This window comes from Odoribacter sp. N54.MGS-14 (assembly GCF_000980295.1).
GTDB classification, from domain to species: domain Bacteria; phylum Bacteroidota; class Bacteroidia; order Bacteroidales; family Marinifilaceae; genus Odoribacter; species Odoribacter splanchnicus.
This window is the reverse complement of record NZ_LARL01000079.1, coordinates 1-14109: the sequence shown is the minus strand read 5'-3', so window position 1 is coordinate 14109 and position 14109 is coordinate 1. Positions and strand designations below refer to the sequence as shown.

General features: G+C 42.4%; 10 protein-coding genes and 1 pseudogene. 6 read left to right on the top strand and 5 right to left on the bottom strand.

Annotation, left to right across the window (positions count from 1 at the left end):
• Positions 1-423 (bottom strand): annotated as a pseudogene (locus tag WS42_RS12830) (Acg family FMN-binding oxidoreductase); the annotation flags it as partial.
• Between the two features lie 21 nt (positions 424-444).
• A complete protein-coding gene (locus WS42_RS12825) occupies positions 445-1032 on the bottom strand; it encodes a TetR/AcrR family transcriptional regulator (protein WP_022159957.1) in 588 nt (195 codons plus the stop codon).
• 351 nt (positions 1033-1383) lie between these two features.
• Here WS42_RS12825 and WS42_RS12820 point away from each other — a divergent pair, with 351 nt between their 5' ends.
• Positions 1384-2736 carry a sodium-dependent transporter gene (locus WS42_RS12820; protein ID WP_046451205.1) on the top strand — a complete coding sequence of 451 codons (1353 nt, stop codon included), beginning with the start codon at positions 1384-1386 and terminating at the stop codon, positions 2734-2736.
• A gap of 87 nt (positions 2737-2823) precedes the next feature.
• Here WS42_RS12820 and uvrA read toward each other — a convergent pair whose 3' ends face one another.
• Positions 2824-5661 carry an excinuclease ABC subunit UvrA gene (gene uvrA / locus WS42_RS12815; protein WP_022159955.1) on the bottom strand — a complete coding sequence of 946 codons (2838 nt, stop codon included), beginning with the start codon at positions 5659-5661 and terminating at the stop codon, positions 2824-2826.
• 683 nt (positions 5662-6344) lie between these two features.
• On the opposite strand from uvrA, the gene WS42_RS15645 reads away from it, so the two are divergent.
• Both WS42_RS15645 and WS42_RS12805 read left to right on the top strand, forming a co-directional pair.
• Positions 6345-9182 (top strand): ATP-binding protein, encoded by a 2838-nt coding sequence (locus tag WS42_RS15645; protein ID WP_013611152.1) that lies wholly within the window; start codon positions 6345-6347, stop codon positions 9180-9182.
• A gap of 379 nt (positions 9183-9561) precedes the next feature.
• Positions 9562-10275 (top strand): phosphatase PAP2 family protein, encoded by a 714-nt coding sequence (locus WS42_RS12805; RefSeq protein WP_022159954.1) that lies wholly within the window; start codon positions 9562-9564, stop codon positions 10273-10275.
• Between the two features lie 21 nt (positions 10276-10296).
• On the opposite strand, the gene WS42_RS12800 is transcribed toward WS42_RS12805, so the two are convergent.
• Together WS42_RS12800 and WS42_RS12795 are read right to left on the bottom strand one after the other, a co-directional pair.
• On the bottom strand, positions 10297-10635 hold the full coding sequence (locus WS42_RS12800) for a hypothetical protein (RefSeq protein WP_046451204.1): 339 nt from the start codon (positions 10633-10635) through the stop codon (positions 10297-10299).
• Positions 10636-10682: 47 nt separating this feature from the next.
• Positions 10683-11000: a hypothetical protein gene (locus tag WS42_RS12795; RefSeq protein WP_046451203.1), complete on the bottom strand. Its 318-nt coding sequence runs from the start codon at positions 10998-11000 to the stop codon at positions 10683-10685.
• A 167-nt stretch (positions 11001-11167) separates the two neighbouring features.
• Between WS42_RS12795 and lipA the strand changes: the two genes are divergently transcribed.
• From lipA to WS42_RS12775, 3 genes are all read left to right on the top strand, one after another.
• Positions 11168-12019: a lipoyl synthase gene (gene lipA, locus WS42_RS12790; protein ID WP_013611154.1), complete on the top strand. Its 852-nt coding sequence runs from the start codon at positions 11168-11170 to the stop codon at positions 12017-12019.
• A gap of 14 nt (positions 12020-12033) precedes the next feature.
• Positions 12034-12720, top strand: a complete 687-nt coding sequence (gene lipB, locus WS42_RS12785; protein WP_195360099.1) for a lipoyl(octanoyl) transferase LipB — start codon at positions 12034-12036, stop codon at positions 12718-12720.
• A 610-nt stretch (positions 12721-13330) separates the two neighbouring features.
• Positions 13331-14109 (top strand): FecR family protein (locus tag WS42_RS12775; RefSeq protein WP_286728595.1); only part of this gene is annotated, 779 nt, incomplete at its 3' end.

The following is a 14109-nucleotide window of genomic DNA, read 5'->3' as shown; positions in this document are numbered from 1 at the left end:
TATAACTTCTCTTAATTCAGCAATATTTTCTTCCGGTATTTGTTTTCCGTTGTATATACTACGGTTTGTTTGTCTTAACGGAATTTGCTGAAATAACGAATTATATCCAGAGGTATCCGGAGAGGAGAGGTAAACAGTTATAATCCCCGTCTTCGTTAATTCAACATCATAATCATAACCTTTTTCTAAAGCGGTTATACAAAGGTTTTCCAAAGCGCATCCCAAGCTGATAAACAATTCTCGGTTATCAAAATCAACAACAGGCAACGCCCTGTCAAAATTAGGATGTATTTCGATGTTATTTTCGTTGATCCTGAAAAGCCACGGTTGGGTGTTATGCCCTGACGGTGCTTTAATGGCATACTCTACCATAAACAGGAAATCGGGATTTTGAACATGTATATTTATATTTCCTAAAACCATGATTACTAAACTTATTATATATCATATCCATTTATCAACAATCAAATTAATTCCTTTTTCTAACTGTTCCCAACTATCATCGGTCTTAAAATCGTAACCATTATAAACTTTTCCGACATCCCCGAACATTGCTAAATAGGTAATAGAACTACTAATCATTGTTGCCAAAAATTGAATTTGAGAAAAAGGAACACCGGAAATACGACTAATAAATTCAATCAATTTAATCCCGTTTTCCTCTCGCTTCCGCCTTATTTGTTCTACTATCGGATTATTGACAGACAATTCCCAACGGTATAGGCGTATCAGCATTTTATCCTCCCTTAACTGCCGAATTTGTTCCCGGAACATATCTTTAACAAATGCGTTTAGTTCATTCTTCCCGGGAATCTCTGTCGGAATATTTACCCAATAATCTCGCTGTATGATATATTGGGCTATCAAATCTTCCAATGATCCGAAATAGCGGTATATCAACATCTTTGATACTCCGGCCCTTTGTGCTACGGCATTTATCCCTAAAGACTCAAGTCCGCTTTCCTCTACGATTTCACCAACTGCTGTAAGCAAACGCTTTTCTGTAGTTTCCCTGTCTTTTTCTATTTTCATTTTCTTACTGTTTTTATATATGTTACCATTCAGTCACAAATATATGTTACTCCATAGTAACATACAAGTGGTTTTCAATTTTTTTATCGAAGAAATATTAATTGGACTAAAACACGGCAGTGGTTAGGCTTAATTTCTGAAACTTTTGCAACCATTGCAACTATTAACCGGAAAAGTAGCTCGCATCAACTTTTCTACTTCAGAATCGTTACATGATAAGAAAATTCAATTTCAAATTGAAAGTAAATCAAATTGAATTCAAAAACATTATTATTCAATCTGTTAAACTTTATTGCAAAGTTAACTGGGAACAAGAATTGTTTTATTTTTACAGTCAAAAATAGATCTGATATGCACCATTCAAACCATAGAATCGGTTTTAAATCCAAATTCGGGGCTATAGCAGCTTTAGCAGGTTCGGCAGTTGGTTTAGGAAATATCTGGAAATTTCCCTATGTGGCAGGTACAAACGGCGGAGGAGCTTTTTTACTCGTCTATATATTCTTTACCATAGCCATAGGCTTACCGGTGATGTTGGCCGAATTTTCTTTAGGACGTCGTTCCCAACAAAATGCACTCGGTACTTTCCGCGTATTGGCACCGGGCACGAAGTGGTTTTTGTTCGGTCTCCTCTCGATTATTGCAGCCGCTCTGATCCTTTCGTTTTATGGAACGGTTTCCGGCTGGACGCTCGAATATGTGTGGTTGTCTATAAGTAACTCCTTTCACGGGCAAAGTGCAGAAGATATAAATTCCATTTTCACCAATTTCATTTCCCATCCTTACAAAGCACTCCTTTGGCATATCGGTTTTATGTTCCTTACCGGAGCGATTATCATGGGAGGAGTACAAAAAGGGATAGAAAGGTATTCCAAACTGATGATGCCCCTACTGTTTATCATCATTATTGCGTTGAGTATTAATTCTATGACTTTAAGCGGTTCGGCAGAAGGCTTGAGATTCTTATTCTTTCCCAAACTGTCCGAGCTCACCGCCGATAGTATTTTATCCGCTTTAGGTCAGGCTTTTTTCTCACTTTCTGTGGGGATGGGTATTCTGCTGACTTATGCTTCTTATATTCCTAAAAACGACAATCTGACCGGTATCTCCCTGAAAGTAATTATCACCGATACCCTGGTTGCCATTTTAGCGGGTATCGCTATTCTGCCGGCCGTATTTTCTTTTCATATCGATCCACAAGCCGGTCCGGGATTGGTTTTCCTGACTCTCCCTAAAGTATTTCAGGGACTGCCTGCAGGTGAAATTTGGGCGATCCTTTTTTTCATCCTGCTCACTTTCGCCGCCCTGACTTCCGCCATATCTTTACTGGAAGTGCCGGTAGCCTATCTTGTCGAAGAAAAGAAACTGAAACGCCCCTGGGCTACGGTAATCGCCACGCTGGTCATCACTTGTATCGGTAGTTTCAATACTCTCTCATTCGGACCCCTCCGCCATGTACAAATTTTCGGAATGAGCCTTTTCGATGCCTGTGATTATCTGTGTTCGAATATATTACTTCCTTTGGGAGGTATTCTGATTTGTATCTTTGCCGGATGGTACCTGGATAAAAGCATCCTCTACAGTGAAATCAGCAACAACGGCAGTTTGAAAACCCGCTTCTTCCGGCTCTATACTTTTATTCTCAAATATATAGCCCCTATCTGTATATTCCTGATCCTCCTGAACGTACTGGGAATCATTTAAAAAGTAAAAGGCTATAAGCTAAAAGCTATAGGCAGTTCGAAATATATGCTTATAGCCTTTAGCCTTTAGCTTATAGCCTTTAGCCTTTTACCTTTTCAACTCTTCCCGCAGAAATTTACCGGTCTCCGATTTTTTGCATTCAGCTACCTCTTCGGGTGTACCTGTAGCCACGATCTTTCCTCCTTCTTTCCCCCCTCCAGGTCCCATGTCGATCAGATAATCGGCCACTTTAATAACATCGAGGTTATGCTCGATAACGATGACAGAATTTCCTTTATTCACCAGTTTCTGTATAACCTCCAACAGTATATTGATATCCTCGAAATGCAATCCCGTTGTCGGTTCGTCGAGAATATAAAGTGTCTTACCGGTATCTTTCTTTGCCAGTTCAGCCGCCAACTTGATTCGTTGTGATTCTCCACCGCTCAAAGTCGTACATTGCTGGCCCAGTTTCACATAGCCTAATCCCACATCCTGAAGCACCTTCAGCTTTTGTTGCAAGAAAGAGACATTTTCGAAAAACTCGACTGCCTGATTGATCGTCATATTCAGCACATCGCCGATCGATTTTCCGCGATACCTCACTTCCAGGGTCTCTTTATTATATCTCTTTCCATCGCAAGCTTCACAATGCACATACACATCCGGCAGGAAATTCATCTCTATCGTCTTCACTCCGGCTCCCTTACACTCTTCACAACGTCCGCCGGGAATATTGAATGAAAAACGTCCGGCTCCATATCCGCGAATCTGAGCTTCCGGCAACTTCTCGAAAATCTTACGTATATCGGTAAAGATACCGGTATAGGTCGCCGGATTCGAACGGGGGGTACGGCCCAAAGGACTTTGATCCACCACCACTACTTTATCGATATGTTCGATTCCCCCGATAGCTTTATAAGGAAGAGGCGAGGTAATCGCGCGATAGAACTTTTCGGTCAGGATCGGATGCAAAGTCCCGTTGATCAACGACGACTTGCCACTTCCACTGACTCCCGTCACACATACCAACATCCCTAAAGGAATGCTTACATCTACTTTTTTCAGGTTATTCCCCATACATCCTTTCAAGGTCAGGAATTTTCCGTTTCCTTCCCTTCTTTTTTCGGGTATCTGTATTTTTTTGGTACCATTCAGATATTGAGCTGTCAGACTATCGCTCTTTTTAATATCGTCGATCGTACCGATAGCGGTAACTTCTCCCCCTTTCCTACCGGCTTTTGGGCCCATATCGACAATATAATCCGCACTTTCCATCATCTCCCGGTCATGTTCCACTACGATCACCGAATTTCCATTATCCCTCAATTGTTGCAGGGAATGGATCAGCCGCCGGTTGTCTTTTTGGTGCAAGCCGATACTCGGTTCATCCAGAATATACAACACATTTACCAACTGTGAACCGATTTGAGTAGCCAAACGTATCCGCTGCGATTCCCCGCCGGACAAGGTCATAGATTGACGATTCAAAGACAAGTATTCCAAGCCCACATCCAAAAGGAACTTCAACCGGGTACGGATTTCTTTAAATATCTCTCCGGCAATCTGCCGTTGTTTGTCTTCGAGCTGTGCTTCGGTGGTACATACCCATTCATACAAATCGCTCAGTTCCATAGAAGCCAGTTCAGCAATATTTTTACCGGCAATCCGGAAATTCAAAGCTTCCTGATTCAGGCGCTGCCCGTTACATACATCACATTTTACAACCGAAATAAACTGTTCGGCCCATTTATTCGCTTTTTTCGAAGTGCTATTCTCCTCCTGCATAGTGACATACTTGATAATACCTTCGAAATTATAAAGCGAATTGGAAGAGACACCCAAAGCTGTATTCTCTAACCGGATTTGTCCGGGATAACCATACAGGATATCCGTCAAAGCCTCTTCCGAAAGCTCCCGGATCGGAGTATGCAATTCATAGCCATGTTTTTTCAACACCGTCTCTATTTGCCAAAAAAGAATGCTATTTTTATATTTTCCCAGCGGTTCGATCCCTCCTTCATAAATCGAAAGCGCATTATTAGGAATGATCTTATCGATATCGGCCGCATTCACATACCCCAACCCTTTACATTTGGGACAAGCTCCGTGAGGGGAATTAAAAGAGAAAGAATGAGGAGCAGGATCCCGGTAAGAAATCCCGGTATCCGGACACATCAGATGCCGGCTATAGTATTTAATATCCCCGCGATCCAACGGTTTAACCATCATCACCCCTTTACCGTTTTTCATGGCAGTAGCCACCGAGCTTTTCAGGCGTTTCAAATCGATATGGTCGACAATCATCTTATCGATCACAATCTCGATATCATGGATTTTATACCGATCCACACTCATACCGAGTCCGATTTCACGGATCTCCCCGTCTACCCGTGCCGAAATGAATCCTTTCTTCCGTAAATTTTCGAAAAGCTCTTTGTAATTTCCTTTCCGTCCTTTCACTACCGGTGCTAAAAGCAGAATCTTTTTTCCAGCGAAATCTTTCTGAATCAATTCGATGATCTTCTCATCCGTATATTTCACCATCCGGCTCCCTGTAACATAAGAATAAGCCTCGCCGGCACGTGCGAAAAGCAAACGCAAAAAGTCATAAACTTCGGTCGTCGTACCGACTGTCGAACGGGGATTCTTATTAGTCGTTTTTTGTTCGATAGAAATAACCGGACTCAATCCTGTAATTTTATCGACGTCCGGACGTTCCATCCCTCCCAGAAACTGACGGGCATAGGCCGAAAAAGTCTCCATATACCTACGCTGTCCTTCTGCATATATCGTATCGAAAGCCAGAGACGATTTCCCACTCCCGCTCAATCCGGTAATGACAGTCAGACTATTCCGCGGAATAGTCAAATCTATATTTTTCAGATTATGCTCACGTGCACCGTAAATGACAATCTGTCCCTCTTCTTCCTGAAATTCTTTCATTTTTTCAATCCTTACAAATAACTTGCAAAGTTAAGGAAAAAACAACAAACAGGAAATAAAAGGTTTTAAGTAAAAGGTAAATAAAATAAAAAAAGGGAGACATTTTCGTAGATTCTTTATATCGGAAAATAGTGGGATTAATGAAAAGATGTTATTATATGTGCGTGCGTCTGTGTGGTGTATATGTGCGTGGTGTATTATTCCCGTAGATCACTTTCCAAAATATAAAGAACTTTTCCGAAAATCAGCTTGTTGATAAGCTTCCTCTCCCTCGTGGTGTGTGCTAAATAATCTTAATCTAAATAACAGCTAAAATAAAATCATAAATTCAATCATCATTTACACCCTCTTCTACGGGCAAAACCAACCCGAGGTTACCATTTTTCGATTATTTTTGAAATAAAATATTCACCATTATCATATCATACTAATAATCAACCACTTATTTTTCTCTCTATTGTTCCAGTAAAAGGCAGGTATATTTTTTTCTTTCTATTCCGAGTTCGGTTTTTGTGTCATCAGAACAAGTCATCCTATCGGCAGACGGATACCTGGGTTACCCGGTCGGAACAGTTTTCTATAAGGTATTGATTTCTTAGTTGATTTATAATGTAAAGTTCCGGGAAATCATAATCAGACTCGAAATAAAAACCTATCTTTGTGAGGAAAAATACACGAACGGCATGCAAAGCCTATTGGTTATTCTGATTGTAATTACAGGTATAATTTTACCTACTCAAGTAAAAGGAGAAAGGGAAGATTATATTTTATTAATCAGTTCATACAATAGTAATTCAAGCTGGGCAAAAACGCTCGAGGCCTCATTCCGTCAAGAATTAAAAAAAAACGATTGCCCCTACCCGGTATATAGCGAATATTTAAATACCGATTTGTTTGCTTCACCGGAAATCTGGATTCAAAGTACCCGTTTCATTTTGAACAATCATCGGTTACATCCCCCCAAAATGGTTATCCTCATCGCGGATGCCGCCTGGATGGCCTATCGGTATACACGTCAGGACTCCTGGAAAAATGTAGATGTTCTACTAGTCGGAGTAAAAAAATATAGTTTAGACCTGAGTGAATACCTTCACCCTACCCGATTGTCTGCCCATAACTTTCAGCTTACCCAAGATTTATGCCGATCTTATAATGCCACCGGAATTACCGAAGATATATACATCCCGCAAAACATACAGCTCATGCAGGCTTTACGTCCTGATTTACAAGAAATCGCCGTTATCGGAGATTGCCAGTTTTTCGGGATTTATTCTACCCTTCTGGTAAAAAAATACCTTCAGGAATATCCTTCCGATCTGAAATTCACTTTTCTGGACGGCCGTTTCCTTTCGACCAACACGCTATATGAACGTTTGCAGCATCTTTCGCCGAATACCGGTATATTACTGACTGGCTGGATGCAGGATGCAGAGGGGTACTTATACGATCATGAAAAAGTACACCATAATATTTGCCAATTGGCTCCGACTCCCGTATTCTCTGTCACGGATTGGGGGAATAACAATATCGATTATATCGGAGGATATTATGCTGAAAGTTTCGATTACGGGGTTTTATTGTCGGAGCTGGCCCTCCGGGTTCTCGGCGGAGTACCGGCTAAAGCTATTCCCCTCCAGAGCAATACTCAATCCCTCGGTGTACATATCAATGAAACTCTATTGGAAGCCAATCATTTAAACATCGGCAATTGTAACACCTCCCGGCTCTATTTCTATAATCGGCCTCCGACCTTTTGGACTAAACACCGGACACTCCTGTTGTTGTGCGGTGGTAGCCTGGGGGGTGGTATTCTCATTTATCTGGTCATTTTCACTTCATTACGATTTGTTTTTTATCGGAAAAAATTGGACAAAACACAAAGTGAAATCGATACTTCCATGAATAACCAAGAACATTTATCCGCAGCCTTACGGGTTTTCCTGGAAGCTAAAAATGAAAAGGAGTCCGTGGAAAAAATTCTGCAAAGGATGTTGAAAGAACTGGAAGCAGACCGGGCTTATATTTTCGAGTTCGATATGCAACACAATACCAGCAAGAATACATATGAAATTTGTGCCGATACGGTCCCCCCTCAAATCGAATATCTTCAGCATATTCCCAACGAGGATATTCCGTGGTTGTATAGTCAGATGCAGGAAGATAAGCTATTGATCACCGAAGACCTGCGCGTGACACAAAAAATCAAATTTGAAAAAGAGCGCCACCTCCTGCTGGAGCAAGGAATTATCTCTATGTTCGTCGCCCCTCTTCATGTGAACAACCAATTGTGGGGATATGTCGGGGTCGACTACGTCCGGCAAGTCCGCCCTTGCAGCCAGCAAGATAAAATCTATTTGCAAACCCTGGCCCAAATTTTATGTATAGGCATCGAACATTTCCGCAGTGAAAAACGAAATACCCAATCCAAACGACGGGTAGCGGAACTCGAATCACTTTTCAGTTTTGCTTCGATCCAGGCCCATATCGGAGTAGCTCAATGGAACGTATCTACTCGCCAGGGATTTGCTACCGATCAGTGGTTTATCAATTTAGGAGAAACCACCCGGGATATCACACAAGTGATCGATACTTACCGATATATGCATCCGGAAGACCGGACAGCATTATTACAATTTATCGACGAAGCTGCTCAGGGGCAAGCCCATACTTTCGGCAGACATGTCCGCATCCGCCAGAACAACGAATGGCATTGGTATAAATATCATGCCTCTCTTCGTGATCCTCATGCTTCCGGCGAACAAGTCGAACTGGTCTTTCTGAGTGCAGATATCGATAATCTGAAAAAGATCGAAGCGAATTTGATTCAGGCAAAAGCCAAAGCAGAAGAATCGGATCGGTTGAAATCCGCTTTTATTGCCAATATGAGTCACGAAATCAGAACTCCGCTCAATGCCATTGTCGGTTTTTCAAATCTACTGGCCAGCGAAATGGACTTCAGCGAAGAAGATAAGGCCGAGTATACCCGGATTATCTCTGTCAACAACGACCTTTTGCTGCAACTGATCAACGACATTTTGGACATCTCCAAGATTGAAGCCGGTGTGATGGATTTTACGGAAAACACAGTGGAACTGAATCAATTTTTTCAGGAAATCGAATCCGTCTTTCAACTAAAAGCCAAAACCGGTATCGAAATTAAATTCATACCAGAACAGGCTGAAGAGTATGCAATCAAAATCGACCGTATACGCCTCAATCAGGTGATTTCTAATTTCCTGAACAATGCGTTGAAATTCACCCGACAAGGCCACATTTTTTTCGGCTACCGACTCCGGGAAAAAGATATTTACTTTTATGTAGAAGATACCGGAATCGGTATTCCGAAAGATCAACAAGCCAGTGTCTTCCGTCGCTTTGTCAAATTAAACAATTTCATCCAGGGAACAGGATTAGGCCTATCGATCTGTTCTACTATCATCGACAAATTCAACGGAAAAATCGGAGTAGAATCGGAACCGGAGAAAGGATCGACTTTCTGGTTCACGATTCCCAGGGATTAGGCCGGAAAACCACTGTTCCCGGTTAAAACAGTCAACCCCAATTTCTGATCTCCTTGAATTACAACAACTTTTGTAACCGTTGAACGGTACTCTTCGTTTAAAAGCTTTCAGTTTGTAAGTTATTTATGAAATCTTCTGCACCGAACACATAAAGTTTATACACTTTGATAAACTCAAAAACGAACATTTTTACTTGGTTTTCAACGACTTCTATAAGGAGAGCAGGTCAAAGTCGTAATCTTTTGAAAATTATTACTTTAAATTTCGGGAAAAATAATACCTTTACGCCGGAGATAGCTATTCTTTCAACCAATTTAAACGTTCCTTTTTTCAGTGAACTATATATTCCGGGGTACGTTTACATGAAAAAACAAATCTTATGCTTGAAACTTTACAGCAATTAGACCAACAGCTGTTGTTAACACTGAACGGCTTACATTCTCCCTATTGGGATAGTTTTATGTGGCTTTTTACCGGAAGATTTATCTGGATCCCGATGTACGCTACGATTCTCTATATACTCTGCAAAAATTTTAATGTATATGTGACTTTACTCACGGCCGTCGCCATTGCTTTAACCATCACCTATGCCGATCAGCTATGTGCCACCTGGATACGTCCCGCAGTCGAGCGTTTGCGTCCTTCGAATCTCAACAATCCTTTATCCGAATTTGTTCATATCGTAAACGGGAAACGGGGAGGCAGTTATGGGTTCCCTTCCTGTCATGCCTCCAATTCCTTCGGGTTAGCCTTCTTCCTGCTTTTTTTCTTCAGACAACGTTGGTTAAGTATTTTCATTCTATGTTGGGCCGTCCTGAATTGTTATACCCGCATCTATTTAGGTGTACATTACCCGGGCGACTTATTGGCAGGTATGTTCGTCGGGCTGAGTGGTGCGCTGATCTTCTATTATTTACTGCGCTATACCCTTCGCCAAAAGAAAATCGCCGGATTATTGAAATACGACGAACACAACCGTTATCTGATCGAACACCCGAAAGAGATCGCCCATACCCGCCTCACGATCTATATCGGATTGATTACCACAGGAATCATAGCGACAATCTCCCCTCTGATCACCCTGCACCCATAAAATGATACAACCGTCCCATCGTCATAATGCCTGGTAGTAGGAAACAAAGGGACGGGGGTAATGTTTCACAAACACATCAGTCTCTCCACAGCAACGACAGGCTACTATCAGACGACGGCGCATAAAGGCTCGCTTCTGATAAAGCAATTTACCCGACTTAATTACGCTCTCTACATATAAACTGAAAATATTCGCCTGAAGAGGCACTTCAATAAAACGGACACCGCTATGCCCCGACTCTATCGCCTTATCCCACTCAGGAATCAATTCAACTGCAGGCAAAGCAGAGGATTTCATCGCTACCCGATCTGTAAAGCGAAAGGGAGCCAGATCGGTGGCAACACCATCCCGAGCCGTCATGATAATTCAATTCATACCGATGGTCAGGATATACACTATTGCCATCGTTACGTAATAAATACTCTATACCCGACATCTTTAAAAAGGAACCGTCCTTCCCGAGGTCCGGCATAAGCGACAGGTTCCCATTTCAAGTTATTGAATACACTCAAATACCCATAGGTAACGGATACCGGTTTGAGGGGTGTCACCGGGACATCTTTCACCCGGGTATAACAGGAAGTCACGTCCCGGTAAATATGTATATAACTGCCTTTCTTTTTTAGCTGTCGATAATATTTTTGAAAAAAAATAATATTTCCGACGCAACCAATCTCTAGTTGTTGCATCTTATAAATGAAAACAACAACAAAATATTCCATCATGGACAACAACTAAGTGGTATTAAACGGGAATAACCACATTTTTAATTCACAGTTTTAAGGGTTAGTTAGCGAAGAGCGCATAAGGATATGCGCTCTTTTTTTATGTATCTCCCGGCTTTTACGTTTTTCTTTTTTATTTTTGCAATCGAATACGATTTACTTTAGAAATGGAAAATACCAGAAGAAAACCGGAATGGTTGAAGATCAAATTGCCGATGGGACAGCTTTCTGTCGATGTACTGAACACGATCCGGGGACATCATCTGAATACGATTTGTACAAGCGGGAGGTGTCCTAACCAGGGAGAGTGCTGGGGGTGCGGAACGGCTACTTTTATGATCGGGGGGAATATATGTACCCGGGCCTGTAAGTTTTGTAATGTGACGACAGGGCATCCTGCTCCTTTGGATCCTCAGGAACCTGAACATGTAGCCCGGTCGATTCGGTTACTCGGTTTGAAGCACGCAGTGATCACTTCGGTCGATCGGGACGATGTGGAGGATTTGGGTGCTTCGCATTGGGTAAAGGTGATCCGGGCTATCCGGAAAGAAAATCCGGATACGACGATGGAGGTATTGATTCCTGATTTCCAGGGACGGACGGATTTGGTACAGCAGGTTATCGATGCCGGACCTGAAGTGATATCGCATAATCTGGAGACGGTGAGACGTTTGTCCGATAGTGTCCGGAGTAGGGCAACTTATGAAGTTTCTTTGAAAGTGATCGGACAAATCGCTGCTAGTCAGTGTGTGGCTAAATCGGGAATTATGCTGGGGTTAGGTGAAACCAGGGAAGAGATTCTCGAGACCATGGATGATTTGAGAAATGTTGGATGTCAGGTCATGACGATCGGACAATATCTGCAACCTACGGCTAAAAATACCGAAGTTAAAGAATACATCCGGCCCGAAGTGTTTGAAGAGTATAAAGAAATCGGGCTCAGGAAAGGATTTACCTTTGTAGAAAGCGGCCCGTTGGTCAGATCCAGTTATCATGCGGAAAGACATATCAAAAAGTGAAAACCGGCAAGGGTATGGAAGAGAAGAAAAAGACGGTATTTGCAGATTTGGGACAAAAAGGATACCGGGAAGTCTGGGAATTGCAGGAACGGCTGCTGGAGAAAGTGAAAGCGGAGAAGGCAGGGAATAAAATTCCCGAAAACCACTTGCTTTTTGTAGAACACGACCCTGTTTATACTTTGGGAAAAAGCGGTAATGAAGCGAATATGCTGATCAGCGCGATACAGCTTCGGGCTAAGCATGCCGAATTTATAAAAGTCGACCGGGGAGGAGATATTACTTTTCACGGTCCTGGGCAACTGGTGGTTTATCCGGTGATCGATCTGGAGAGTTTCGGGTTAGGGGTAAAAGATTATGTAGACCGGCTGGAAGAGGTTGTGATCCGCACGATCGCCTCTTTCGGTATTCAGGGCTTCCGTTTGGCGGGAGCAACCGGAGTATGGCTCGAACCGGATACCCCCCGGGCCCGTAAAATTTGTGCCATCGGTGTGAAATGTTCCAAATATGTCACGATGCACGGTTTTGCCTTAAATGTGAATACCGATCTGAATTATTTCAATTATATCCATCCTTGCGGATTTGTCGACAAAGGAGTGACTTCCATGGAAAAGGAATTAGGACATCCGGTCGATTTATCTGAAATAAAAGTTATCCTCTTGCGTCATTTTTCCGAACTGACGGGAATGCATATCATCGAGTAAATCTTTTGCTGAAAGGGAGCATTTACCGTAAAGATTCCTTCACTGACCGGCGGAAGCGACCGGGTCACGGGAGACAAACAAGTACCAGAATAATTCTAGGTATAATTTTTTCTTTCTATTCCGATTCCGGGTTTTGTGCCGTCAGACCGGTTCGCCAGGACCGGTCCGGTAAGGCTTTCCTTCACTGACCGGCGGAACTCCTCACTGCGTTCGTCAGACACCACCGGTCGGGCGTTCGGAAACCCTAACCGGACACTCGTTCCCGCTCCAATGGTCTTCCGGCATAAAACCCTTCATCTAACGGCAGAGCTAACCGGCAAAGAAAAACAAACAGAAATTTACAGCAATAAGAAACCGGATCATCCGGATTATTTCCAGATAGAATGTTATTTCTCAAATCAAGACCGGGTCGCCAATTCCGATCACCGGAGACGAATAAGCAACGAAATAAATCTACCTATAAATTTACTGAACCGTATAATATTTCTAAAAGTTATCTCTGATAACTGTGTACTATTTCCTAAAAATAGAAAAAAATATCTTCTTCATTCACCCTTCTTTACAAAAAATCTGTTTCTCTTATAGAGACAATAAAAAACGATCGTTTTTAATGGGAGAGGAAGAGATTATATCATTGATTCCATTGCTATTGCAGGGAAAGGCGACGGATGAACAGGAACGGGCAGTACGTTGCTGGCTGGAAGAGAATGAAGGGCATTTAGAAATTTACCGGAAATATTGTGCTGTTTATTATCGGCTATATTATGCCGGGGAATGGAAGAAGATCGATGTATCCCGGGCAATAAAGCAGGTCAAGGGACAAAACGATAGAAAAACGATAGTTTTCAGAAAAAGAAAACTATTGTCCGGGGTGGCTGCACTTTTTTTGATTTGTATCGGGGCTTATTGGCTGTTGCATTCCGATAAACAGCCGGAAGTATGCCCACAAAAGGTTGTTGAACAAATAAATAGCGGGGAGAAAAAAGCAATCCTGACTTTAGCAGACGGAAAACAGGTCGAACTGGTCTCGGGGAGTGCGGTCGATAAGGATTTAGGAATTGTACAGGTAACCGGGGATTCGATGGCCGGTTTAGTGTACCGGGCTAAAGATACTATAGTAAAGGCGTTGGAATACCATTTGTTAAGTGTTCCACGTGCCGGAGAATACGTTATGACCTTGTCCGACGGTACGAAAGTGTGGATTAATGCCGAAAGCGAGATCAAATATCCGGTTGTTTTCGGACCGGACAAACGGGAAGTATTTATTACCGGAGAAGCTTTTTTCGAGGTGGTAAAGGATTCGCTCCGGCCTTTTATCGTGCATACTCCTAACGCACAGACAACGGTGTTGGGAACTTCCTTCAATGTTATGGCCTATCCGGACGAACG

What these genes read in the sequence shown, in the direction of transcription:
- uvrA (WP_022159955.1), bottom strand. Translation starts at nt 5,661, where the DNA reads ATGAAAGAATTTCAGGAAGAAGAGGGACAGATTGTCATTTACGGTGCA.
- lipB (WP_195360099.1), top strand. Translation starts at nt 12,034, where the DNA reads ATGGAAGAGAAGAAAAAGACGGTATTTGCAGATTTGGGACAAAAAGGA.
- lipA (WP_013611154.1), top strand. Translation starts at nt 11,168, where the DNA reads ATGGAAAATACCAGAAGAAAACCGGAATGGTTGAAGATCAAATTGCCG.
- WS42_RS12820 (WP_046451205.1), top strand. Translation starts at nt 1,384, where the DNA reads ATGCACCATTCAAACCATAGAATCGGTTTTAAATCCAAATTCGGGGCT.
- WS42_RS12825 (WP_022159957.1), bottom strand. Translation starts at nt 1,032, where the DNA reads ATGAAAATAGAAAAAGACAGGGAAACTACAGAAAAGCGTTTGCTTACA.
- WS42_RS12795 (WP_046451203.1), bottom strand. Translation starts at nt 11,000, where the DNA reads ATGATGGAATATTTTGTTGTTGTTTTCATTTATAAGATGCAACAACTA.
- WS42_RS15645 (WP_013611152.1), top strand. Translation starts at nt 6,345, where the DNA reads ATGCAAAGCCTATTGGTTATTCTGATTGTAATTACAGGTATAATTTTA.
- WS42_RS12800 (WP_046451204.1), bottom strand. Translation starts at nt 10,635, where the DNA reads ATGACGGCTCGGGATGGTGTTGCCACCGATCTGGCTCCCTTTCGCTTT.
- WS42_RS12805 (WP_022159954.1), top strand. Translation starts at nt 9,562, where the DNA reads ATGCTTGAAACTTTACAGCAATTAGACCAACAGCTGTTGTTAACACTG.